Source organism: Sulfitobacter sp. UBA4523 (genome assembly GCF_002388305.1).
Lineage (GTDB): Bacteria > Pseudomonadota > Alphaproteobacteria > Rhodobacterales > Rhodobacteraceae > Sulfitobacter > Sulfitobacter pontiacus.
Genome location: NZ_DGMH01000007.1, coordinates 36,889 through 58,627 on the forward strand (window position 1 = coordinate 36,889; position 21,739 = coordinate 58,627).

Below are 21,739 nucleotides of genomic sequence, written 5' to 3' on the forward strand. Positions count from 1 at the left end.
GGTTCTTTCAGTAACTCAGGAAAAGGGAGAGACGCCAAGCAGGGTATGGATCGCGGTCACGACGACCAGCATCACCAGCGTGATCACCGCAAGGCGGATATAGGTGGCCTTGCCCGCGGGGGCAGGGGGTGTCCAGTTGGGTTCCGCGCGGTTGATCAGGATCACGGAACCGACCGCCCAAGCCAGCATAGAGCCAAACAGCAGGATAGAGGCGAGATCCCCGTTCACCAGTAAATGCGCGACCGCCCAGATTTTAACGGCCATCAGCTGCGGGTGGCGGGTTTTATAGGCGGGCCAGGCCTTGGCCCCTTTGGCCGCACTGGACCCGTAGACCCAGAATGCCAGCACCATCAGCAAGTTGTTCAGATGCGTCAGGAAGGGCGGGGGAGTCCAGACGGGGATAAACGCGGCCCCGCGGTATCCGATAATGATCATGACCAGCGCCGCCACGATGGCGACGGCGATGATGCCTTTGCCCTGTCGGCCCATAGCTGCGCGCTGGTCCGGCATGAAGCGACGGAAATAATGGGCACCGACCCATAAGATCAGACCAAGGATCAAAAGTGCCATCATCAGGTTTACTCCGTTTGCAGGGCCGCGATCGCGTCCAGCTTTGCCAATGTTTCGCGTGCGGTGGCGACATGCAGGTTTTCAACGATGCGCCCGTCCACAACGGCCACACCCTGACCTGTCGCCTGCATTTCGTCAAACGCCTCGATCTGGCGGCGGGCCAGGTCGGCTTCAGCCTCGGAGGGGGAGAATGCCTCGTTCGCGACGTCCAGCTGCGCGGGGTGGATCAAGGTTTTGCCGTCAAAGCCCATGTCGCGGCCTTGGTCACATTCAACGCGGTGGCCTTCGTCATCCTTGAACGCATTGTAAACGCCATCGACAATCGCGATGCCGTTGGCCTTGGCTGCCAGTACGCATAGGCCAAGCCCGGTCATCAGGGGCAGGCGGTCGGGGCGCACGCGGGTTTGCAGGTCCTTGTTCAGGTCGTTGGTGCCCATCACCATACATTGCAGCTTGGGATGCGCGCCAATCGCGGCGGCATTCAGCATCGCACCGGGGGTTTCCATCATCGCCCAAAGCGGGATGTCGCCCGTGATTTCGGCCAAAGCGTCCAGATCGGCGGGGCTGCCGACTTTGGGCAGCAAAATGGCGTCGCAGTCCATCTTCGCCGCGGCGCGGGCATCGGCGGCACCCCATTCGGTGTCCAGCCCGTTGATGCGGATCACTTTATACCGGCTGCCATAGCCGCCGTCTTTCAGCGCCGTGGCGAGTGTTTCACGTGCAGCGGTTTTCTCTTCCGGGATCACGGCGTCTTCGAGGTCAAAGATAATCGCATCGGCCGGCAGCCCGCGGGCTTTGTCTAACGCGCGGTCCTTGGAGCCGGGGATATACAGAACGGAACGCAGGGGGCGGGTGATTTTCGACATTTGCGACTCTCCAAGAAATAATGTTGCGTGCAGGTCTGCATTTTTAGACGAAAACTTCAAGCGCAAACGCGCCGCAGCGCAGCGTCAGATAATTTGAGGCTTTAACGCGGCCTTCAGGTTTTGCTGCCAGAAGGAAAGGCGTCATGGTGCGAGTGTAAGTGTAAGAGGTGTAGAATGGTAAAACTGTTTAACCTGATCGGGCTGGCAACTGCCGCGGCGGCGGTGGTGGCGCTGACGCAGGATGTCGCGGCGGGAACGCGAACCGCAGGTTGTGACGGATGCCACAAGATTTCCGCAAAAATTTCGCACCCGCCGCAGGATCAACAAACTAAGGCGGTGGGCCCCATTTGATATGTCATAGATTATAAAAGCGGCGAAAAAAGACGCGGATCGCCGGAACGCAATCGCCACATCATCGTTGATATCACAACCGAGTGATTATCACCCGGAACTTCTAAAGGAGTATCAACAATGAAACGTATTCTTGGCACAACCGCAATCATCCTGAGCTTGACTGGTCCCGCATTTGCAGATGCACATGCAGCTGGTTTTGGTACCGTGACAGCGCAAGAAACTGACTTCTTCGCGTCCGACCTGATCGGCATGCGTATCTACAATTCCGAGACAGAAGTTGAAGCAAACTCCACCATCGCCGCTGACGGCGAAAAGGAATGGGACGACATCGGCGAAATCAACGACGTCCTGCTGGATTCCGAAGGCAACGTTAAGGCCGTTATTCTCGGCATTGGCGGCTTCCTCGGCATGGGCGAGCGTGACGTAAGCGTGAACATGGACGAGATTCGCATTGTGACCGAAGAAGGTGACAGCGACGACCGTTTCCTCGTGGTGAACACAAGCAAAGAGATGCTTGAAAAAGCCCCAGCGTTTGAACGTATGGACGACGAAGCTGACATGGAAACCGAAGCAAACATGGACGCCAACGCCGACATGAACGCTGAGACAGATATGGCAGCGACCGACATGAACGCCGAAGCTGAGGTCGACACAGAGACCGAAATGGAAGCGGATGCCGAAGCACTGGCAAACGAAGCTGAAATGGAAGCCGAAGAAGCAGCCGCTGAAACAGAGCAGGCCGTTGATGAAGCAACCACCGAAATGGCCGAAGGAGCAAACGAACTTGAGCAAGACATGGAACGCCCCATGCTGACAGCCCCAGCGGTTGAGCGTGAAGGCTATGCCAACGCCACAGCTGATGAAGTTGCCGCGCTGACAGCAGAAGACCTTGAAGGGTCCTATGTTTACGGTGCCAACGACGAGACCGTCGGTGAAATCGGTGCCCTCGTTATGGGTGACAACGGCGAAGTTGGCCAAGTTGTGATCAACGTCGGTGGTTTCCTGGGCATTGGCGAAAAGCCAGTAGCCGTTACATGGGACGAACTGCAGATCATGAAGAACGCTGAAGGCGACGACTTCCGCATCTACATCGACAGCAGCAAAGAAGCGCTGAAAGCACAGCCCGAATACCAAGGCTAAGCTGAACGCTCAGTCAAATTCGGCAATAGCTTGCTGAAAAGCTGACCAAGACGGGATCGTTTCGAAAGGAACGGTCCCGTTTTTTATGGCTCTGCGCGATGTGACGTGATGCCGGACCAAGCGCAACTTGCACGGTGCGCTTCATTTCGGTATCCCGAAGCGAAATGTAACCCTGTCGGAGTATACCACATGGCCAGACCCAAAATCGCGCTTATCGGCGCAGGGCAAATCGGGGGCACGCTTGCCCATCTCGCAGCAATCAAGGAACTGGGCGACGTTGTCCTGTTCGACATCGCCGAAGGTATCCCGCAGGGTAAGGCCCTCGATATCGCAGAATCGGGCCCATCCGCCAAATTCGACGCGACCATGACCGGCGCGAACGACTACTCTGAAATCGCTGGCGCAGACGTTTGCATCGTGACCGCCGGTGTTGCGCGTAAGCCCGGTATGAGCCGTGATGACCTGCTGGGAATCAACCTGAAGGTCATGAAGTCCGTTGGCGAAGGCATCGCTGCCCACGCACCAGACGCATTCGTTATCTGCATCACCAACCCGCTGGACGCGATGGTTTGGGCGCTGCGCGAATTCTCCGGTCTGCCTCATCACAAGGTTTGCGGCATGGCCGGTGTGCTTGATTCGGCACGCTTCCGTCATTTCCTCGCGACTGAATTCAACGTCTCCATGAAAGACGTCACTGCCTTCGTACTGGGCGGCCACGGCGATACAATGGTGCCCCTGACGCGCTATTCCACCGTTGCGGGTATCCCATTGCCTGATCTGGTGAAAATGGGCTGGACCACACAGGAAAAGCTGGACGCGATCGTTCAACGGACCCGTGATGGCGGTGCCGAAATCGTTGGCCTGCTGAAAACCGGCTCGGCGTTCTACGCGCCTGCGACATCGGCAATCGAAATGGCCGAAGCCTACCTGAAGGACCAGAAACGCGTTCTGCCATGCGCCGCCTATGTTGACGGTGCCTATGGTCTGGACGGCTTCTACGTCGGCGTGCCCACCGTGATCGGTGCTGGTGGCGTCGAACGTGTGGTCGAGATTGCGATGAACAAGGACGAACAGTCCATGTTCGACAACTCTGTGAATGCTGTTAAAGGCTTGGTCGATGCGTGCAAAGGCATCGATGAATCGCTGAAGTAATACCTAAGGTGCAGCGGGCGGGTGTGGTCGAGATCACAATAAACCCCGCCCGCTGCACCTGGACTTTGCTATTGGACGATCCCGCGGGATGATGCCAAAGCCGCTTGCTCCCCCCCGCTCAGATCAGTCTCCGCAGGTAGCCAAATCTGCCGCGTCGCAAGTTGAAGGCATGCGCATCATGCGGCGCGCAAACGGACGCTAGGGACTGAATTTTCGCCCAAACGGCTGCCGAAAAGCCCGATGAATTTGGTTGGCTTTGGCTCTTGTGATCACAGCTGGAAAATTAGTGATCACAAATTGCGGAAATGTCCGGCGCTAACCGAAGGGTTTGGGCAACTGCGCCAATAAACCGCTTCAAATTCACGCCTCTGGACGTGACAGTCCCAAAAATACCGTTATCTATGACCGCAACCTGACGAGAAAAGGAATCCATCATGGCAGATGTGAACCGGGGCAATCGCCCGCTGTCACCCCACCTGACGATCTATCGCCCGCAACTGACCTCCATGACGTCGATCCTGACGCGCATCACCGGCAACGCGATGCTGGTCGCCGCGCTGCTGATTGTCTGGTGGTTCCTCGCGGCGGCAACGTCGGCGGAGTATTTTGATATCGCGAACGGTTTCATCACCAGCTGGTTCGGTGATCTGGTCATGTTCCTGTCGCTGCTGGGGCTGTGGTATCACACGCTGGCCGGTATCCGGCACCTGATCTGGGACAACGGCTATGCGCTGGATATCCCGACGGCTGAAAAGCTGGGCTGGGCCGCGCTGATCGGTTCAGTCGTTTTGACCATCATCACCGCGCTGATCATCTGAGGGATAGACACATGGCTTATTTGACAGACCGCAAACGCGCTATGGGCATGGGCTCGGCCAAATCGGGCACCGCACATTTCTGGGCGATGAAAGTCAGCTCTGTTGCGCTGCTGATCCTGATCCCGCTTTTCGTCTTTACCTTCGGGTCCGCCCTTGGGGGCACCTACGAAGAGATCATCGCCTACTACAGCAGGCCTTTCCCCGCGATCGTCGCCGCCCTGACGCTGATCGTTGGCTTCAAACATTTTAACGACGGTGTCCAAGTGCTGATCGAGGATTACGTCCACGGGCTGTCGCAGAAAGTTGCGATCATCCTGATGACCTGCCTCAGCTATGGTGCGGCCGCGGTTGGCGTTTTCGCCATCGCCCGCATCGCGCTTTAACACACGCCTACGCTATACCGGAGACCGAGACATGGCTGCATATGAATATGAAACGCATGAATATGATGTCGTTGTCGTGGGGGCTGGCGGCGCTGGCCTGCGTGCGACACTTGGCATGGCAGAGCAAGGGCTGAAAACAGCCTGCGTGACCAAAGTTTTCCCGACCCGTTCGCACACGGTTGCGGCGCAGGGCGGTATCGCGGCGTCGCTGTCCAACATGGGCCCCGATAACTGGCAGTGGCATATGTATGACACGGTCAAGGGCTCTGACTGGCTGGGTGACACAGACGCGATGGAATACCTCGCTCGCGAAGCCCCCAAGGCGGTGTACGAGCTTGAACACTACGGTGTGCCTTTCTCGCGGACCGAAGCGGGTAAAATCTACCAGCGTCCCTTCGGCGGCCACACCACCGAATTCGGCGAAGGCCCCCCCGTGCAGCGGACCTGTGCCGCCGCCGACCGGACCGGCCACGCGATCCTGCATACGCTTTATGGTCAGTCGCTGAAGCATAACGCTGAATTCTACATCGAGTATTTCGCCATTGATCTGATCATGTCGGATGATGGTGTGTGTCAGGGTGTGCTGTGCTGGAAGCTGGACGACGGCACCATGCATCTGTTCAGCGCCAAGATGGTTGTTCTGGCGACAGGTGGCTATGGCCGTGCCTATTTCTCGGCGACATCGGCGCATACCTGCACCGGAGACGGCGGCGGTATGGCGGCGCGTGCGGGCCTGCCTTTGCAGGATATGGAATTCGTGCAATTCCACCCCACCGGCATCTATGGCGCCGGCTGTCTGATCACCGAAGGCGCGCGTGGCGAAGGCGGGTATCTGACCAACTCCGAAGGCGAACGCTTTATGGAGCGGTATGCCCCGACCTACAAAGACCTTGCCAGCCGTGACGTTGTTTCGCGCTGTATGACGATGGAAATCCGTGAAGGCCGCGGTGTGGGCGAGAACAAGGACCACATCCACCTGCACCTGAACCACCTGCCCAAGGAAACGTTGGACCTGCGTCTGCCCGGTATCTCTGAATCCGCGCGCATCTTTGCCGGTGTAGACCTGACCAAGGAGCCGATCCCGGTTCTGCCGACCGTACACTACAACATGGGCGGTATCCCCACTAACTATTGGGGCGAAGTACTGGCACCGACCGAAGACGCGCCGGACCGCGTGGCACCGGGCCTGATGGCCGTGGGCGAAGCGGGCTGTGCCTCGGTACACGGGGCGAACCGCTTGGGCTCGAACTCTCTGATCGATCTTGTGGTCTTTGGCCGTGCCGCCGCGATCCGCGCGAAAGAGGTGGTCGACGCAGAGGCACCCGTGCCGACGCCGAACCAGAAATCGGTCGATGCCGCCTTTGAACGCTTCGACAGCCTGCGCTATGCCAAGGGCCAGATCCCGACCGCCGAGCTGCGCCTTGAGATGCAGAAAACCATGCAGGCCGATGCTGCGGTTTTCCGCACCGACAAGACGCTGAACGAAGGCAAGGTCAAGATGGACGAGGTCGCCGGCAAGATCGCTGACCTGCACGTGACTGACACATCGCTGGTCTGGAACTCTGACCTGATGGAAACGCTTGAGCTGACCAACCTGATGCCGAACGCCGTGGCCACCATCACCGCCGCTGCTGCCCGCAAGGAAAGCCGCGGGGCGCATGCCCACGAAGATTACCCTGATCGCGATGACGAGAACTGGCGCAAGCACAGCCTCGCGTATTTCGACGGGAACGCGGCAACGCTCAGCTACCGTGGTGTGCACCTTGACCCGCTGACCGAGGAATCCGAAGGCGGGATCGACATGAAAAAGATCGCACCCAAAGCACGGGTCTATTGATCTGAAACCCTGCCTTCGCTTTTGGGGGCAGGGGACCAAACCGGGGGCCATGCCCTCGTCCTGCAGGCGGAGGGCAGGCGACATGAAACAGTTTATCGCTATGACCATGATTTTGGCCGCGTCCGCTTGCGCGCAAGCAACGCAGCAGGTCGACAGCATCGCCCGCGAAGGCACCAAGGGGGTCATCACCGAAACCCTTGCCACGCGCTTTCCGCAGGTGCCCAAGCAGCTGATCACGCCCTTCACCGATTGTATCGTCGACAATGCCGATGCGGCTCAGGTGCGCGTTTTCGCCAAATCCGCCGTGATCGGCGTGGATGACACCACCGTCGCCACCGTGCGCGCGGTCCTGTCGCGCCCCGAAACCGTGCAATGCCTGTCGCGTTCTGCTGGCAGCGTCCCGGGGTTGCTGGGCTAATGGGTCACCCGAACGTCACGCCGGATACGCAGGGCAAGGATGCAGGCCATATGGCCGATCTGCGCGCGCAATTCCGTGACGGCGACACCAGCGAACGCACCCGCATCAAGTCGCAGCTTGGCCCCACAGAGGTGGAGTTCGCTGACATCCGCATGGTGGTGGACCCGCGCGATAACTATACCGAAACCTGCCTTTGGCTGAACGAATACCCGCCCGAGATCAAATCGCTGGTGGCTTTGGTCGAACTGGTGGAAGACCGCAACATGCTGGTTTTTGACATCGGTGCCAACTGCGGGGCCTATTCGATCCCGCTGGCGATGGCCGCGAGCGAAGGGTCGCGCGTTGTGGCGTTCGAACCCAACCCGCTGATGATTGGCCGGCTTGGCATGAACATCGCGCTGAACAATCTGACCGACCGCGTGCGTATCGAAGGCTGCGCGCTGTCCGACCGCGAGGGCGAGGCGATGCTGAACTTCCGCGGGCACAATTACGGTCAGGCATCGCTGCTCCCGATCGAGGGCAAGCAACAAAACGGCGGCGTGCTGGTGCCCACACGGCCCCTGTCCGCCTTTACACACGCCGCACGGCACCATGACGGCACGATCCTCAAGATCGATGTCGAAGGGGCCGAGGAGGTCGTGCTGAACCCCATCCTCGCGCAGGGCAAAACCGGCGGCTGGCTGCCGGATGCGATCTTGATAGAGGTCCGCCATGCGGATCAGTGGGACGGCGATCTTTGTGCAGAGATACTGGCCGCCGGGTACCGCCGAACCCTGCGCGCCGAGGGAAATGCGCTTTACATCCGAAAGACGTAAGCGCCAGAATTGTAACGAACTGGGCAACTGCCCGACAGACCAGGAGAAGCGATATGGTTCAACTCACGCTCCCCAAGAACTCCCGGATGACGACCGGTAAAACATGGCCCAAACCCGAAGGTGCCAAGAACCTGCGGCAGTTTCAGGTCTATCGCTGGAATCCGGACGACGGCAAGAACCCGGCCATCGACACGTATTTCGTCGATATGGACACCTGCGGCCCGATGATCCTGGACGCGCTGATCAAGATCAAGAACGAGATCGACCCGACCCTGACCTTCCGCCGGTCCTGCCGCGAAGGCATCTGCGGATCCTGCGCGATGAACATCGACGGGATCAACACGCTGGCCTGTACCTATGGCGTGGACGAAGTGAAAGGCGCGGTGAAGATCTATCCGTTGCCACACATGCCCGTGGTCAAGGATCTGATCCCCGACCTCACGCATTTCTACGCGCAGCACGCCTCCATCCAGCCGTGGCTTGAAACCAAGACGGCAGAGCCCGCGAAAGAATGGAAACAGTCGATCGACGACCGTGCCAAGCTTGACGGGCTTTATGAGTGCATCATGTGCGCCTGCTGCTCGACATCCTGCCCCAGCTACTGGTGGAACGGCGACCGCTACCTCGGGCCAGCCGCATTGCTGCACGCCTACCGCTGGATCATCGACAGCCGCGATGAAGCCACAGGTGAACGTCTGGACGATCTGGAAGACCCGTTCAAACTTTACCGCTGCCACACCATCATGAACTGCGCCAAGACCTGCCCCAAGGGCCTGAACCCTGCCGCAGCCATCGCCAATATCAAGAAGATGATGGTCGAACGCACTGTTTGATCCCATCGCAACCTGCGCCTCCCGCTGCCCTATGGCGCGGGGGGCGTGACATGTGCCCCCTATGATCCTGATTGCCTTTGCCATCGCTTTTGCGATCGTCGCCTATTTTGCCTACCGTGATAAGGCGGTGCGTGGATGCCGCTGGCGCAAGGACAGTACCCGCGACAAAGGCAGCCTGCAGTTCTACCACTGTGTCGCCTGCGGAGCAGAGGCCTATACCGCCACCCAATCGGCCCCCCGCGACTGCAAGGCCAATGTCGGCGGCCGGCCTCTCTGACGCCGCGTGCGGTGGCCTCAGGATCGGACCCGACAGTCAGGAGTTTCCGCTATGACACCGCCCCATGATGCCGACGCCCGCCGCGCTGTTGCGCCCGTGATCTGCTATCCCGTCGAGACGCTGCCCGTGCCTGACATGGCACTTTACGGGCGCGCGCGCGAAACGCTGACCAAAGTGGACGAGGTCACCGTCGCCCCTCGTGACGCAAGCTGCTTTACCGTGCCTGCGGGGCATTTCTTTCGGATTACCTCTGTCGAGGGGCCACAGGTCGGTGATCTGAACCTCTGGTCGCAAAATGATCTGTCCGAGCGGTTCTACTCCGGCAAAACCCGCGCGCTGCATGGCACGCATATCACCACCGGACAGCGCATGTGGAGCAGCTTTCCCACGCTGCGCCCTATGGCGACGCTGACCCATGATACGCTCGACTGGTACGGCATGGATGCCTTCGGCGGCTCGGTGCATGATGTGATCGGCACGCGCTGCGATCCCTATACCAACCAGCTGTTGTCGGGCGGGCAATACCACCATTGCTGCCACTCCAACCTGATCCGGGCCTTGGCGGATCATCAGGGCATCACTCGCGCCGAGGCAGAGCCTTTCGTGCATGACGTGCTGAACGTCTTTATGTGCACCGGCTTTACCCGTGACACCGGTCAGTATTTCATGAAGGCCAGCCCCGTGCGCCCCGGCGACTACCTTGAGTTTTTCGCCGAGATCGACCTGCTTGGCGCGCTCAGCGCCTGTCCGGGGGGGGATTGCTCCGCCAAACACTCCTCGGACGTTGCCGCCTGCTATCCGCTGCTGGTAGAGGTGTTCGCCCCCGCCAAAGGCGCGCTTGAGGGGTGGCAAAGCCCGTCCCCCAACGGCTACGACCGCAGCCACGGGGGCTAAGGGATCGGGGTAGCGCCCGGCCATGCTTCCAAATGGATATAAATCCCCCGCAGAGCGTCCGCCGGGGGATCATCGCGCATCAGCTGTTGGGGAAAGCCGCCTGTAGCGCGATTTCGACCATATCGCCAAAGGATTTCTCGCGCTCTTCCGCGGGCAGCGCCTCGCCGGTTTGCAGGTGGTCGCTGACCGTCAGCACAGCCAGCGCACGGCGTTTGTGGCGCGCGGCGAGGGTATAAAGCTCTGCCGCTTCCATCTCGACACCCAGAATACCGTGGCGGGTCATCTGCTCGTCCAGATCGGGGCGTTCGGCATAAAAGACATCCGAGGAATAGATCCCGCCGACATGGGTTTTCGTGCCTTTCGCCTCTGCCGCGTCCACGGCAGCACGCAGCAGGGACCAATCGGCGCAGGGGGCGTAATTCATCTCGCGGAAGATACCGGAAGAAGGCGAGGTAATTGTCGTGGCGGTCATGGCAATAATGACATCGCGAATACCAACCTGCGGCTGCATCCCGCCACAAGATCCAATCCGAATAAGGGTTTGCGCGTTGTATTCGGAAATCAATTCATTGGCATAAATCGACAGCGAGGGCATTCCCATGCCAGAGCCTTGAATAGTGACGCGGTTACCATTCCATGTGCCGGTGAAACCCAGCATGCCACGTACTTCATTTACAAGTTTTGCATCTTTAAGGAATGTTTTCGCAGCCCATTTCGCGCGATACGGGTCGCCGGGCATAAGGACTGTTTCGGCAATATCGCCGGGTTTTGCGCCAATATGAATTGTCATGGGATGCTCTTTATATTTCCAAAGCCAAGGGGATGCGCCGAGGGGACGCAATAATCGCACGCTGTGCGCATGTCAGGCTGATTTACAGTTCCAACGTTTCGGGATCTGTGCCGCTGGCGATCAGGTCGCGGAACCAGTTGGGCTGGCGGCCCTTGCCGGTCCATGTCTGGCTGGGGTCTTCGGGGTTGGCGTATTTCGCGGCAGCTTTCGCGGCTTTGCCCTTTTTCGCACCGCCGGATACTTCATCCAGCGAGAACCCGTATTCGGCGGCTGCTTTTTCAGCGGCTTTGCGGGCTTCTACGCGGTCGCGTTCATATGCGTTCTTAATCGCCATCTTCACGTCTTCCAAATGCTGTTCCAGCTGTTTGTGGGACATTGTGCTTAGATCAATACTCATTCTCGCTCATTCCTTTGTCGAAAAGCCAATTAATGCTTTACGCCAAAAGAATGAACAAACAAAGAGTTTTTGAATTGGCCGCTTTTTATTCGGCGGCCACAGTTTCGGGATCGGCGAGTGTGACGATGTCTGCCATAATTGTATTCAATTCAAAGTCTTTTGGCGTGTAAACACGAGCGACTCCCATAGCGCGCAATCTTTTGGCGTCTTCTTCTGGAATAATACCACCCACGATTACGGGAATGTGATCCAATCCGGCGGCGCGCATTTGTTTCATTAAATCCTCGACCAATGGAATATGCGATCCCGAAAGAATCGAAAGCCCGACAACGTGATGTTCTCCTTCGGCGGCGGCGGAAACAATTTCCGACGGCGTCAGGCGAATACCCTCATAGGCAATTTCCATGCCGCAATCGCGGGCGCGCACGGCGATCTGTTCGGCCCCGTTCGAATGGCCGTCCAGACCCGGTTTCCCGACAAGGAAGCTCAGCCGGCGGCCCAGACGGGTACTGACGGCATCCACGGCGTCGCGCAGGTCGTCCAGCCCCTCGGTCTTGTTTGACCGGCCCGAAGCAACGCCTGTTGGCCCACGGTATTCGCCGTGCACGCTGCGCATCTGTTCGGCCCATTCGCCGGTGGTAACCCCCGCCTTGGCGGCGGCGATAGAAGGTTCCATCACATTGCGGCCTTCGGCAGCGGCGGCGCGCAGATCGGCCAGCGCCTTGTCCACGGCGGCCTGGTCGCGGCTGTCGCGCCATGCGTTCAGACGGTTGATCTGGTCGGCCTCGACTGCGGGGTCCACGACCATGATGCCGCCATCACCCGTCATCAGGGGCGAGGGTTCGCCCTGTTGCCATTTGTTCACGCCCACGACGATGGTCTCGCCGGCCTCGATCCGGCCCAGACGGTCCGCGTTGCTTTCGACCAGACGGGACTTCATATAGTCGATCGCCGAAATCGCGCCGCCCATATCATCAAGGTTCGCCAGTTCAGCCCGTGCGCCCTCTTTCAGCGCTTCGACCTTGCGGTCCACGGCGGGGTTGCCATCGAACAGGTCGTCAAACTCCAGCAGGTCGGTCTCGTAGGCCATGATCTGCTGCATCCGCATCGACCATTGCTGGTCCCACGGGCGTGGCAAGCCAAGCGCTTCGTTCCACGCGGGCAGCTGCACGGCGCGGGCGCGGGCGTTCTTTGACAGGGTCACCGCAAGCATCTCGATCAGGATGCGGTAGACGTTATTTTCGGGTTGCTGTTCGGTCAGCCCGAGGGAGTTCACCTGCACCCCATAGCGGAAGCGGCGGTATTTCGGGTCTTCAACGCCATAGCGGTCGCGGCAGATTTCGTCCCAAAGGTCGCCAAAGGCACGCATCTTGCACATCTCGGTGACAAAGCGGATGCCCGCGTTCACAAAGAAAGAGATCCGCCCCACCAGCATGGGGAAGTCCTCTTCGGGGACGCGGGGGCGCAGGGCGTCCAGTACGGCGGTGGCGGTGGCAAGGGCAAAGGCCAGCTCTTGCTCGGGCGTAGCACCGGCCTCTTGCAGGTGGTAGGAACAGACGTTCATCGGGTTCCACTTGGGCACGTTGGTATAGCAATACTCGGCCACATCCGCGATCATCTTGAGAGACGGGGCAGGCGGGCAGATATAGGTGCCACGCGACAGGTATTCCTTGATCAGGTCGTTCTGCACGGTGCCTTGCAGCTTGGACACATCCGCGCCCTGTTCCTCGGCCACAGCAATATACAGCGCCAGCAGCCACGGCGCGGTGGCGTTGATCGTCATCGAGGTGTTCATCTGCTCAAGCGGGATATCCTTGAACAGGCTGCGCATATCACCCAGATGCGCCACGGGCACGCCCACTTTCCCGACTTCGCCGCGCGACAGGATGTGATCGCTGTCATATCCGGTCTGGGTGGGCAGGTCGAAGGCCACCGACAGGCCGGTCTGCCCTTTCAAAAGGTTCGCGCGATACAGCGCATTGGATGCCTCGGCGGTGGAGTGTCCGGCGTAGGTGCGGATCAGCCAGGGGCGGTCTTTTTGCGGTTGCGACATGGGGCGGCCTTTCGTGAATCGAATGGGTAATATTCTTGCGCTGGTCGATTGATACGTGAAATAATCAGGCGCTGTCAATTCGCTGCATTGCGGCATGGGCGAAAGCCGCTGCGTTACGGTCGCGTGTGCCTTGTCGAGGGGTGCCCTATGTGTGGTTGACTGTTTTATGTTGCCCAGACAGCGCGGGTCCTGCAAGGGTTGGGCGATGACGCAAACGATTGAACTTCCCGTCTGGCTTTTCGCGGTGATCCTGCTGTTCGCGGCTGTGACCGCGCTCAGCCATTTCCTGTTGCCCTCGGTCCGGTGGTTCTTTCGCAGACGGCTGGAGAAAGCTGTCGCACAGCTGAACACGCGGCTGACCCGCCCGATTGAACCGTTCAAGCTGGCGCGGCGGCACGATATGATCCAGCGGCTGATCTATGACCCGCAGATCAGTCAGGCGATTGTGGATCACGCGCGCGCCGAAGGTATCCCCGAGAACGTCGCCTCCGAACAGGCGCGCCGCTATGCCCGCGAGATCGTCCCGAGTTTTAGCGCCTTTGCTTATTTCAGCTTTGGCATCCGGCTGGCGCGGTTTCTGGCGAATGCGCTGTATGATGTGCGCACCGGATCGCGCAACGACGCGGTGATCGAAGGTATCCCGTCAGACGCCACGATCATCTTTGTGATGAACCACCGCAGCAACATGGACTACGTGCTGGTGACCTACCTCGCGGGGGAGGCGTCGGCGCTCAGCTATGCCGTGGGGGAATGGGCGCGTGTCTGGCCGCTCAGCCGGTTGATCCGGTCGATGGGGGCGTATTTCATCCGGCGCAAATCGCGCGGCGCGCTGTATCGCAAGGTCTTGGCCCGCTATGTGCAGATGGCGACCGAAGGCGGGGTGACCCAGGCGATCTTCCCCGAGGGCGGGCTGAGCCTGAACGGCAAGTTGATGCCGCCCAAGATGGGGCTGCTTGGCTATGTGCTTGAGGCAGAATTGAAAGACCGCGATGTCGTCTTTGTGCCGGTGGCAATCAACTATGACCGTGTGCTGGAAGACCGCGTGTTGATTGCTGCGGACGAGGCAGGCACCCGTCGGTTCGATGCCCAAATCTCGGTCATTTTGAAATTCATTGTTCGCAAGATCTGGCTGCGTATGCGCGGCAAATTCCTGCGCTTCGGCGAGGCGGTGGTCGTGTTCGGCACGCCGGTACATTTGCGCGACTATGGCGACGCGCCGAATGTGGACGGGCTGGCGCAGGATCTGATGGGGCGGATCGAACACGAGATGCCGCTGTTGTTCGTGCCCTTGCTGGCGCGGGTGCTGCTGCTGGCGGAAAAGCCGCTGGATGGCGTCGCGCTGGAACAGGAAATGCAAGGCATGGCCGCGCGGGCCTCTGACGAGGCTACGGTTGTGGCGCAGGACTTCGCCGCCAATGTCGCCAGAGCACGCGATCATCTGGTGCAGCGCGGGATGATCGCGGCGTCGGATCGTGGCTATGCTCCTGCCGACGGGCAACGCCCTGCCTTGCGCTTCTATGCGAACTCTATCGCCCATTTCTTCGACAGATAGGTCACACAAGCGAAACTACTGCCGAAATTGCTGCGGATGCAAAGTCATAAAATTACAATTACAGGTCAAATGGTGTTGCATTGTTGCGCGAAGGGTCATATTCCACCAGTAGACGCCGCGATTCTGCACTGCGGCACAAACCTATTCTGACTGTGGAGACCGACATGGCCTTGGACACGAATATCGCGCAATACGACGCACCGGAAAAAGACCTTTACGAGATCGGGGAAATCCCGCCGATGGGCTACGTTCCAAAGCAGATGTACGCATGGACCATCCGCAAGGAACGCCACGGGAACCCCAATACCGCGATGCTCGAAGAGGTCGTGGACGTGCCGACGCTCGACAGTCACGAGGTGCTTGTCCTCGTGATGGCGGCGGGTGTGAACTATAACGGTGTCTGGGCTGCCTTGGGCAAACCCATCAGCCCCTTCGACGGCCACAAGCAGCCCTTCCACATTGCGGGCTCTGACGCGTCGGGCATCGTCTGGGCGGTTGGCGACAAGGTCAAACGCTGGAAGGTCGGCGACGAAGTCGTGATCCACTGCAACCAGGATGACGGCGACGACGAAGAGTGCAACGGCGGCGATCCGATGTATTCTCCCAGCCAGCGTATCTGGGGCTACGAGACCCCCGACGGATCCTTCGCCCAGTTCACCAATGTGCAGGCGCAGCAGCTGATGCCACGCCCCAAGCACCTGACATGGGAAGAGGCCGCTTGCTACACGCTGACGCTGGCCACCGCCTACCGGATGCTGTTCGGCCACGAGCCTCATGACCTGAAACCGGGCCAGAACGTGCTGGTCTGGGGTGCCTCGGGCGGTCTGGGGTCCTATGCGATCCAGCTGATCAACACTGCTGGCGCGAATGCGATTGGCGTGATCTCGGACGAATCCAAGCGTGACTTTGTCATGGATCTGGGCGCCAAGGGCGTTCTGAACCGCAAGGACTTCAACTGCTGGGGCCAGATGCCCACCGTGAACACGCCCGAATATGCGGCTTGGTTCAAAGAGGCGCGCAAGTTCGGTGCCGCGATCTGGGAGATTACAGGCAAGGGCGTGAACGTCGACATGGTGTTTGAGCACCCCGGCGAGGCGACGTTCCCCGTTTCCACCTTCGTCTGCAAAAAGGGCGGCATGGTCGTGATCTGCGCGGGGACTTCGGGTTTCAACCTGACGTTCGACGTGCGCTATATGTGGATGCACCAGAAGCGTTTGCAGGGCAGCCACTTTGCTCACCTCAAGCAGGCGTCGGCCGCCAACAAACTGATGGTAGAGCGCCGTCTTGATCCGTGTATGTCCGAAGTGTTCACCTGGGCCGATCTGCCCGACGCGCACATGAAGATGATGGCGAACGAGCATAAGCCGGGCAACATGTCGGTACTGGTGCAATCGCCCAAGACCGGCCTGCGCACGCTCGAAGACGCGCTGGACGCGAAAAAATAAGTCGGTGGCCCCCGTTCAGGGGGCGCTGACGACCGGCTGACCAGACACCCGCGCACCAATCGGTGCGCGGGTGTTGTCGTATGCGGCATCACGCGGCGGTTTGGCACGGGCTGATTGCGCGAATAGCGGCGATGCCATCTGGCCCCCGGTGCCGCGCTGAATTAGGGTCGCGCCATGACAGTACCTGCCCTTACCTATTCCGCCGATCAGGCGGCTGCCTTTGACAGCGTGACCGAGATGTTGCGCCATGCGGGCATCGATCTGGCTGACAATCTGCTGATGCCCCCTGCGGGCGGGGCGGACCAAGTGCTGGCGGTGACCGGCAAGGCGGGGTCGGGCAAAACACTGCTGCTGGCAGAACTGTACAAGGCGCTGGAAAATGCCGGCGTCGACATCGTTTCGGGTGATTACGAACGCAAGAAGAAAGACAAGCGCACCCTGGCCATTCTGGCACCCACCAACAAGGCGGCATCAGTCCTGCGGCTGCGCGGTGTGCCCGCGACGACGATCCACCGCATCCTCTATACGCCTGTCTATGACCCCGAATACGAACGCATCGCAGAATGGCTGGCGGGCAGCGGTGAACGCCCGGTGATCGAGGGGATGAACGAAGTCTCGCTGGACCGCGCCTTCGCGTTCTACGAGAACAATAAATCCATTCCCGGTGCCTTGGCCGCTGCGGGTCTGCGCGGCAGCGATTTCATCACCGGATGGAAGCGTCGCGAAGAACCGCTGGATATCGGGTTTGTCGATGAAAGTTCGATGCTGGACGACAAACAGTTCGAGGATCTGAAAGAGATCTTCCCGACGTTGCTGCTGTTTGGCGATCCGGCGCAGTTGGCTCCGGTGGGGCAGTCGGGCACGATGGTGTTTGAAAAGCTGCCCAAGGAACGGGTGCTGAACCTTAGCCGAATTCACCGGCAGCAGGCCGACAACCCGATCCTTGATCTGGCCCATGCGCTTGCCGACCCTGACCTGAGCTTTGAACAGTTCGAGCGTATGGTCGAAGACGCCTCAAAGAAAGACGACCGTGTCGTCTGGGGCCAGCGGGTAGAAGTGGATTTGATGGCGCGGTCGCCCGTGCTGGTCTGGCGCAATGCCACGCGCATCCGGCTGATCAACGCTTTCCGGTCGGTCTATGGCGCGCCCGAAGACGCGCTGCTGGAGGGGGAGCCGCTGATCTGCGACGGGATCGAGCTGCCGTTGAAACACCGCAAGAAACGGCTCGACCTTGAAGCGCGGGGCCTGATCAAGGGTGCGCAGGTCGTCTATCTGGGGGCAGGGCGCAAACCGGGCTTTAGCCGCCTGCATGTGATGGGCGCGGAAGACCCGCAAATCTCTGCTGCGTCGATCGTGAAGATCGAAAAACCGGACGAGGAAGAACCCTTTATCCCCTTTGCCGCGCGCATGGGGGCGACGTTCTTGCATGGGGCGGCGGTGACGATCCATAAGGCGCAGGGTAGCCAGTGGGACACGGTGCAGGTCTTTGCGCCCGACCTTTATGCAGCGGCGCGGATGGGCCGGTCAGAGGCGGGGCAACCGCTGTGGAAGCGGCTCGCCTATGTGGCGATCACCCGCGCGCAAGAGCGGTTGATCTGGGTCGTGCGTAACCGCCTGTCGAAACCGTCCGGAATGCTGCGGGTGGATGATCTGCGCGCGGCCCCTGCCGCCCCGCTGAGCCTTGAGACACAGACGGACGATCCTGCGGCCTAGCGCCGCAGCGCCGCAAAAAGGCCAGAGGCCCCCCAGCCCGCCGCGATGGCAATCGCCAGCGACAGCAGCCCGTAGACCAGCGCATTTTCCCGCGACAGGTTGAACAGCCAGCGTTCCAGCCCGACCTTGCGCACGTCGATCAACGTCCCGTATTGCGCCACGACGGACCCGCCGCGGGTCAGGAAAATGCGGGTGTTGTAATCGCCCTCGATCAAGGAGGCGGGCAGTTGCACCGTCGCGCGGAACAGGGTCTGTTCGTCCACGGTCACGCCTTCCTCGTCCAGTTGATACTGGTTCGCCTTGCTGCGGATGCGCACCAACGCGTCCGAGAAGGCGGCGGAATCCTCGATATTCATCGGCGCACCGACCGACCGGATCGCCCGCGGGACAGAGATTTTATAGCGCAGGTCCTCGGTGCGGTTCAGCACGTCCTGCAAGGGGCCACTGGTGGCGACGGCATAGAAGCTGGGGGCACGGTCGACCTCTACGGCGGCGGTGTTCACCCAGATGCCAAAGGTCTTTTCCTTGCGCCGCACCGTGACCGGGGCCGACGGGCCGGACACGGTTACCACGACCTCAAGCTCGGGGCCTTCGGGGATCGGGGTCTCGCGTTTGACGGCCCCGAAGATGATGATCTCGGACCCGTTGAAATTGGTGGAGATAGAGACTTCGCTTTGGTTCAGGCCCAGCACAATCGCCTCGTCCGCGATGGCGGAGAAAGACAGGCAGGCCAGCGCTGCTACCAAAAGGGCACGCAGACGGTTCATGATGTGAACCCGACGGAATAAAGCTCTGCCGGTTGCAGCAACAGTTCCAGCGCCAGCTTGCCGCAGACGACCAGCACCAGAAGCGCAAGCAGGATCCGCAGTTGTTCCGCCTTGAGCTTGGTGCCAAGGCTGGTCCCGAACTGCGCGCCGATCACCCCGCCGATCAGCAGCAGCACGGCCAGTACGATGTCGACGGTATAGTTGGTGGTGGCGTGTAGCATCGTCGTAAACGCGGCGACAAAGATGATCTGGAACAGCGAGGTCCCCACAACCACCTTGGTCGGCATCCCCAGCAGATAGATCATCGCCGGTACCATGATAAAGCCGCCGCCAACGCCCATGATTGCGGCCAAAAGCCCGACAAAGGCCCCGACCAGTAGCGGTGGAATGACCGAGATATAAAGCCCCGTGACCCGAAAGCGCATCTTGAACGGCAGCTTCTGTATCCACGTGTGTTTCTTGCGCGGGGGGCGTTTGCCGCTGCGGGTCTTGTACATCGCATTCAGCGATTCAATCAGCATCAGCCCACCGATGATGCCAAGGAAAACGACATAGCACAGGTTGACCAGCAGATCGACCTGACCCAGCGATTTGAGGTAGTTGAAGATGGTGACGCCCGCCGCGGCCCCGACCAGCCCGCCCGCCAGCAGCACGCTGCCCATGCGCAGATCCACCGTCTTGCGTTTCAGATGCACCAGCAGCGCCGAGAAGGAGGAGGCAACGATCTGGTTCGCGCCGGTCGCCACAGCGACCGCAGGGGGGATGCCGATAAAGAAAAGCAGGGGCGTGATCAGAAATCCGCCCCCGACGCCGAACATGCCGGATAGAACGCCCACGATACCGCCCAACCCCAAAAGGAGGAACGCGTTGACCGACAGCTCGGCAATGGGCAGGTAAATTTGCATAGAAGCAGTTAGACCGATCCAAAGGTTGAAATCAATCGTGGATGCTGCGCCGCCGCAATTTGCGACGGCGCGGGGAGCGTTAACGCTCTTTGACGTAGGGCTCGCCGCCGGCACGGGGCGGGATCGCCTTGCCGACAAAGCCCGCGAGGATGATCACGGTCATCACATAGGGCAGGGCGGCCAGCAACTGGCCCTGAACCTTGAAGTTCACCAATGCCTCGATCACGTCGGGGCGGGTTTCCAGCGCGCCGAACAGGCCGAACAGCAGCGTGGCCCACAGCGCGTACCACGGGCGCCACTTGGCAAAGATCAGCGCCGCCAGCGCGATATAGCCACGGCCTGCGGACATATCCTTGATGAAGCCAGCCTGCAGCGCCGTGCTGAGGTAGGCACCGGCAATACCGCAAAGCACGCCACAGATCAGCACCGCAGCATAGCGCAGCCCGATGACGGAAACCCCAGCGGTATCCACCGCCGCGGGGTTTTCGCCCACAGCGCGCAGACGCAGGCCAAAGCGTGTTCGATACAGCAGCCACCATGTCGCAGGGACCGCGAGGAAGGCGAGGTAGACAAGGATCGAATGACCCGAGATCAGCTCGGCATAGAGCGGGCCGATGATCGGGGTCTGGGCGATGTCATCGGCAAAGGGCAGGGTGATCGGATTGAACCGCGCCCCGCCGATCAGCGACGGCGTTCGCCCGCCTTGCTGGAACCAGTCCTGCGCGATCAGCACCGTCAGACCGGCGGCAAGAAAGTTGATCGCGACGCCGGAAATCAGCTGGTTGCCGCGGAAGGTGATGGAGGCAAGCCCGTGTAGCAGGCTCAGCGCCATCGACGCGGCGATGCCGGCCAGCAGCCCCAGCCAGACGTTCCCCGTCAGCGACGCCACGGCCGCCGAAAAGAACGCCGCCGCCAGCATCTTGCCATCAAGGCCGATGTCGAAAATACCGGCGCGTTCGGAAAACAGACCGGCAAGGCAGGCCAGCAGCAGCGGTGTGGCAAGGCGCACGGTGCTGTCGAACAGTTGGATGAGCGTGATATAATCCATTATTCAGCAGGCTCCACCGGTTTGCGTTCGGGCTTGGGGGCCCGTGCGGCGCGCAGCGCCAGAAAGATTTTCTCGAGCGGCATACGCACCATGTTGTCCAGCGCTCCGGTAAAGAGGATCACCAGCGCCTGAATGACGACGATCAGCTCGCGCGGGATCGAGGTCCAGAGCGCCAGTTCAGCACCACCCTGATAGAGGAACCCGAACAGGATCGCGGCAAGGAAGACACCCAGAGGATGGCTACGCCCCATCAGCGCCACAGCGATCCCGATAAAGCCCGCGCCTTCGGTCGCGTTCAGCACCAGCCGTTCGGCTTCGCCCATGACGTTGTTGATCGCCATCATGCCCGCCAAACCACCCGAGATGATCATCGCGATCATTGTGATCTTGACCGGAGAGATACCGGCGTATTTCGCGGCCGATTCCGAATGGCCATAGGCGCGGATCTCATACCCCAGCCGCGTGCGCCAGATCAGCACCCACAGGAAGATACAGGCCGCAACCGCCACCAGAAGAGAGATATTGGCGGGCGCGGCCTTGGAAAACTCGATCCCCAGCGGGGCAAGGATATCATGTAGCGTCGGCAGTTTGGTCGCGTCAGGAAAACGCGCCGTTGCGGGATCCATGCTGCCTTGGGGACGCAGCATATTAACCAGAATATAGTTCAGCACCGCCGCCGCGATAAAGTTGAACATGATCGTGGTGATCACGA

At 60.1% G+C, this 21,739-nt stretch carries 23 protein-coding genes; 14 read left to right on the forward strand and 9 right to left on the reverse strand.

The genetic code is table 11. The features are described from left to right. Window positions 1-15: 15 nt before the first annotated feature. Together B3849_RS01155 and B3849_RS01160 are read right to left on the reverse strand one after the other, a co-directional pair. A complete protein-coding gene (locus B3849_RS01155) occupies window positions 16-573 on the reverse strand; it encodes an NnrU family protein (protein ID WP_168593042.1) in 558 nt (185 codons plus the stop codon). A 5-nt stretch (window positions 574-578) separates the two neighbouring features. Beyond that, window positions 579-1,436 (reverse strand): HpcH/HpaI aldolase/citrate lyase family protein, encoded by an 858-nt coding sequence (locus tag B3849_RS01160; protein ID WP_278375916.1) that lies wholly within the window; start codon window positions 1,434-1,436, stop codon window positions 579-581. Window positions 1,437-1,610: 174 nt separating this feature from the next. Between B3849_RS01160 and B3849_RS01165 the strand changes: the two genes are divergently transcribed. From B3849_RS01165 to B3849_RS01215, 11 genes are all read left to right on the forward strand, one after another. Next, complete coding sequence (locus B3849_RS01165; protein ID WP_278375917.1) at window positions 1,611-1,787, forward strand: hypothetical protein; 177 nt, start codon at window positions 1,611-1,613, stop codon at window positions 1,785-1,787. A gap of 120 nt (window positions 1,788-1,907) precedes the next feature. Continuing rightward, entirely contained in the window at window positions 1,908-2,930 is a 1,023-nt protein-coding gene (locus tag B3849_RS01170; protein WP_278375918.1) for a PRC-barrel domain-containing protein, read from the forward strand. Between the two features lie 189 nt (window positions 2,931-3,119). Then, on the forward strand, window positions 3,120-4,082 hold the full coding sequence (mdh, locus tag B3849_RS01175) for a malate dehydrogenase (protein WP_009826049.1): 963 nt from the start codon (window positions 3,120-3,122) through the stop codon (window positions 4,080-4,082). A gap of 434 nt (window positions 4,083-4,516) precedes the next feature. Beyond that, window positions 4,517-4,900: a succinate dehydrogenase, cytochrome b556 subunit gene (gene sdhC / locus B3849_RS01180; RefSeq protein WP_005851524.1), complete on the forward strand. Its 384-nt coding sequence runs from the start codon at window positions 4,517-4,519 to the stop codon at window positions 4,898-4,900. A gap of 11 nt (window positions 4,901-4,911) precedes the next feature. Further along, window positions 4,912-5,283: a succinate dehydrogenase, hydrophobic membrane anchor protein gene (sdhD, locus tag B3849_RS01185; RefSeq protein WP_037964988.1), complete on the forward strand. Its 372-nt coding sequence runs from the start codon at window positions 4,912-4,914 to the stop codon at window positions 5,281-5,283. Window positions 5,284-5,314: 31 nt separating this feature from the next. After that, window positions 5,315-7,120, forward strand: a complete 1,806-nt coding sequence (gene sdhA, locus B3849_RS01190; protein WP_005851527.1) for a succinate dehydrogenase flavoprotein subunit — start codon at window positions 5,315-5,317, stop codon at window positions 7,118-7,120. A gap of 100 nt (window positions 7,121-7,220) precedes the next feature. Then, on the forward strand, window positions 7,221-7,538 hold the full coding sequence (locus B3849_RS01195; RefSeq protein ID WP_235208538.1) for a hypothetical protein: 318 nt from the start codon (window positions 7,221-7,223) through the stop codon (window positions 7,536-7,538). Beyond that, a complete protein-coding gene (locus B3849_RS01200) occupies window positions 7,538-8,353 on the forward strand; it encodes an FkbM family methyltransferase (RefSeq protein ID WP_278425843.1) in 816 nt (271 codons plus the stop codon). Before B3849_RS01195 ends, B3849_RS01200 begins: the two co-directional genes overlap by 1 nt. Before the next feature lie 53 nt (window positions 8,354-8,406). After that, a complete protein-coding gene (locus B3849_RS01205; protein ID WP_005851531.1) occupies window positions 8,407-9,186 on the forward strand; it encodes a succinate dehydrogenase iron-sulfur subunit in 780 nt (259 codons plus the stop codon). Window positions 9,187-9,247: 61 nt separating this feature from the next. After that, window positions 9,248-9,463, forward strand: a complete 216-nt coding sequence (locus tag B3849_RS01210; RefSeq protein ID WP_005851533.1) for a hypothetical protein — start codon at window positions 9,248-9,250, stop codon at window positions 9,461-9,463. Between the two features lie 51 nt (window positions 9,464-9,514). Continuing rightward, the gene (locus tag B3849_RS01215; protein ID WP_286779713.1) at window positions 9,515-10,357 is read left to right on the forward strand and encodes an urea carboxylase-associated family protein; all 843 of its coding nucleotides are present in this window, start codon (window positions 9,515-9,517) and stop codon (window positions 10,355-10,357) included. Between the two features lie 79 nt (window positions 10,358-10,436). Here B3849_RS01215 and deoD read toward each other — a convergent pair whose 3' ends face one another. The 3 genes from deoD to B3849_RS01230 all read right to left on the reverse strand — a co-directional run bounded on the left by deoD (window position 10,437) and on the right by B3849_RS01230 (window position 13,621). After that, complete coding sequence (gene deoD / locus B3849_RS01220; protein ID WP_278425841.1) at window positions 10,437-11,147, reverse strand: purine-nucleoside phosphorylase; 711 nt, start codon at window positions 11,145-11,147, stop codon at window positions 10,437-10,439. An 82-nt stretch (window positions 11,148-11,229) separates the two neighbouring features. Beyond that, entirely contained in the window at window positions 11,230-11,544 is a 315-nt protein-coding gene (locus B3849_RS01225) for an H-NS family nucleoid-associated regulatory protein (RefSeq protein ID WP_005851537.1), read from the reverse strand. Window positions 11,545-11,629: 85 nt separating this feature from the next. After that, window positions 11,630-13,621: a methylmalonyl-CoA mutase family protein gene (locus B3849_RS01230; RefSeq protein ID WP_386170688.1), complete on the reverse strand. Its 1,992-nt coding sequence runs from the start codon at window positions 13,619-13,621 to the stop codon at window positions 11,630-11,632. Window positions 13,622-13,802: 181 nt separating this feature from the next. Here B3849_RS01230 and B3849_RS01235 point away from each other — a divergent pair, with 181 nt between their 5' ends. The 3 genes from B3849_RS01235 to B3849_RS01245 all read left to right on the forward strand — a co-directional run bounded on the left by B3849_RS01235 (window position 13,803) and on the right by B3849_RS01245 (window position 18,307). After that, window positions 13,803-15,149 carry a 1-acyl-sn-glycerol-3-phosphate acyltransferase gene (locus B3849_RS01235; RefSeq protein WP_278425840.1) on the forward strand — a complete coding sequence of 449 codons (1,347 nt, stop codon included), beginning with the start codon at window positions 13,803-13,805 and terminating at the stop codon, window positions 15,147-15,149. Between the two features lie 164 nt (window positions 15,150-15,313). Next, window positions 15,314-16,594: a crotonyl-CoA carboxylase/reductase gene (gene ccrA / locus B3849_RS01240; RefSeq protein ID WP_009826059.1), complete on the forward strand. Its 1,281-nt coding sequence runs from the start codon at window positions 15,314-15,316 to the stop codon at window positions 16,592-16,594. A gap of 174 nt (window positions 16,595-16,768) precedes the next feature. Then, the gene (locus B3849_RS01245) at window positions 16,769-18,307 is read left to right on the forward strand and encodes an ATP-dependent DNA helicase (RefSeq protein ID WP_278425839.1); all 1,539 of its coding nucleotides are present in this window, start codon (window positions 16,769-16,771) and stop codon (window positions 18,305-18,307) included. Here the strand turns inward: B3849_RS01245 and B3849_RS01250 are convergent. The 4 genes from B3849_RS01250 to B3849_RS01265 all read right to left on the reverse strand — a co-directional run. Beyond that, window positions 18,304-19,074 carry a TIGR02186 family protein gene (locus B3849_RS01250; RefSeq protein WP_278425838.1) on the reverse strand — a complete coding sequence of 257 codons (771 nt, stop codon included), beginning with the start codon at window positions 19,072-19,074 and terminating at the stop codon, window positions 18,304-18,306. The genes B3849_RS01245 and B3849_RS01250 overlap by 4 nt on opposite strands. Continuing rightward, complete coding sequence (locus B3849_RS01255) at window positions 19,071-19,979, reverse strand: sulfite exporter TauE/SafE family protein (protein WP_005851548.1); 909 nt, start codon at window positions 19,977-19,979, stop codon at window positions 19,071-19,073. Before B3849_RS01255 ends, B3849_RS01250 begins: the two co-directional genes overlap by 4 nt. A gap of 79 nt (window positions 19,980-20,058) precedes the next feature. Next, window positions 20,059-21,027 carry an ABC transporter permease gene (locus B3849_RS01260; protein WP_005851549.1) on the reverse strand — a complete coding sequence of 323 codons (969 nt, stop codon included), beginning with the start codon at window positions 21,025-21,027 and terminating at the stop codon, window positions 20,059-20,061. Further along, window positions 21,027-21,739, reverse strand: a 713-nt coding sequence (locus B3849_RS01265; RefSeq protein ID WP_286779714.1) for an ABC transporter permease, incomplete at its 5' end; no start/stop codon positions are given. The genes B3849_RS01260 and B3849_RS01265, both read right to left, overlap by 1 nt.

What these genes read in the sequence shown, in the direction of transcription:
- B3849_RS01250 (WP_278425838.1), bottom strand. Translation starts at nt 19,074, where the DNA reads ATGAACCGTCTGCGTGCCCTTTTGGTAGCAGCGCTGGCCTGCCTGTCT.
- mdh (WP_009826049.1), top strand. Translation starts at nt 3,120, where the DNA reads ATGGCCAGACCCAAAATCGCGCTTATCGGCGCAGGGCAAATCGGGGGC.
- sdhA (WP_005851527.1), top strand. Translation starts at nt 5,315, where the DNA reads ATGGCTGCATATGAATATGAAACGCATGAATATGATGTCGTTGTCGTG.
- sdhD (WP_037964988.1), top strand. Translation starts at nt 4,912, where the DNA reads ATGGCTTATTTGACAGACCGCAAACGCGCTATGGGCATGGGCTCGGCC.
- B3849_RS01165 (WP_278375917.1), top strand. Translation starts at nt 1,611, where the DNA reads ATGGTAAAACTGTTTAACCTGATCGGGCTGGCAACTGCCGCGGCGGCG.
- deoD (WP_278425841.1), bottom strand. Translation starts at nt 11,147, where the DNA reads ATGACAATTCATATTGGCGCAAAACCCGGCGATATTGCCGAAACAGTC.
- B3849_RS01205 (WP_005851531.1), top strand. Translation starts at nt 8,407, where the DNA reads ATGGTTCAACTCACGCTCCCCAAGAACTCCCGGATGACGACCGGTAAA.
- B3849_RS01210 (WP_005851533.1), top strand. Translation starts at nt 9,248, where the DNA reads ATGATCCTGATTGCCTTTGCCATCGCTTTTGCGATCGTCGCCTATTTT.
- B3849_RS01215 (WP_286779713.1), top strand. Translation starts at nt 9,515, where the DNA reads ATGACACCGCCCCATGATGCCGACGCCCGCCGCGCTGTTGCGCCCGTG.
- B3849_RS01200 (WP_278425843.1), top strand. Translation starts at nt 7,538, where the DNA reads ATGGGTCACCCGAACGTCACGCCGGATACGCAGGGCAAGGATGCAGGC.
- B3849_RS01155 (WP_168593042.1), bottom strand. Translation starts at nt 573, where the DNA reads ATGATGGCACTTTTGATCCTTGGTCTGATCTTATGGGTCGGTGCCCAT.
- B3849_RS01195 (WP_235208538.1), top strand. Translation starts at nt 7,221, where the DNA reads ATGACCATGATTTTGGCCGCGTCCGCTTGCGCGCAAGCAACGCAGCAG.
- B3849_RS01170 (WP_278375918.1), top strand. Translation starts at nt 1,908, where the DNA reads ATGAAACGTATTCTTGGCACAACCGCAATCATCCTGAGCTTGACTGGT.
- B3849_RS01260 (WP_005851549.1), bottom strand. Translation starts at nt 21,027, where the DNA reads ATGGATTATATCACGCTCATCCAACTGTTCGACAGCACCGTGCGCCTT.
- sdhC (WP_005851524.1), top strand. Translation starts at nt 4,517, where the DNA reads ATGGCAGATGTGAACCGGGGCAATCGCCCGCTGTCACCCCACCTGACG.
- B3849_RS01235 (WP_278425840.1), top strand. Translation starts at nt 13,803, where the DNA reads ATGACGCAAACGATTGAACTTCCCGTCTGGCTTTTCGCGGTGATCCTG.
- B3849_RS01160 (WP_278375916.1), bottom strand. Translation starts at nt 1,436, where the DNA reads ATGTCGAAAATCACCCGCCCCCTGCGTTCCGTTCTGTATATCCCCGGC.
- B3849_RS01255 (WP_005851548.1), bottom strand. Translation starts at nt 19,979, where the DNA reads ATGCAAATTTACCTGCCCATTGCCGAGCTGTCGGTCAACGCGTTCCTC.
- B3849_RS01245 (WP_278425839.1), top strand. Translation starts at nt 16,769, where the DNA reads ATGACAGTACCTGCCCTTACCTATTCCGCCGATCAGGCGGCTGCCTTT.
- ccrA (WP_009826059.1), top strand. Translation starts at nt 15,314, where the DNA reads ATGGCCTTGGACACGAATATCGCGCAATACGACGCACCGGAAAAAGAC.
- B3849_RS01225 (WP_005851537.1), bottom strand. Translation starts at nt 11,544, where the DNA reads ATGAGTATTGATCTAAGCACAATGTCCCACAAACAGCTGGAACAGCAT.